This window comes from Pseudoalteromonas rubra (assembly GCF_005887095.1).
Classification (GTDB): Bacteria; Pseudomonadota; Gammaproteobacteria; order Enterobacterales; family Alteromonadaceae; genus Pseudoalteromonas; species Pseudoalteromonas rubra_E.
This window is the reverse complement of the sequence record NZ_PNCI01000194.1, coordinates 1-339: the sequence shown is the minus strand read 5'-3', so window position 1 is coordinate 339 and position 339 is coordinate 1. Positions and strand designations below refer to the sequence as shown.

Annotated in this window: 1 protein-coding gene; it reads left to right on the top strand. The window is 47.8% G+C overall.

The genetic code is table 11. The annotated features are described in order from the left end of the window. A partial coding sequence (locus CWB99_RS23845; protein WP_138686261.1) for a DUF819 family protein occupies positions 1–339 on the top strand: 339 nt, incomplete at both ends.

Here is a 339-nt window from a genome sequence, read left to right as displayed (position 1 = left end):
AGGCCCCAAAGCGCTAATTATGTTTTTAGTGGGCACGCTGGGTATTGTGATTGGTGGGCCTTTATCTATTTTAGTGGTTAGTGTATTTAGCCCTGATTTAGTAGGCGGCCACGGCCCAGATGCTGTTTGGCGTGGTATGACAACGGTTGCCGGCAGCTGGATTGGCGGCGGCGCTAACCAAGCTTCAATGAAAGAAATGTTTGAAGTGGGCGGCGATATATTCTCGGTTATGGTGACCGTTGATGTGATTGTGGCGAATATTTGGATGGCTGTTTTATTACTCATGGCTGCAAACCATAAAAAAATTGATGCCGCAACAGGGGCTGATACAACCGCCAT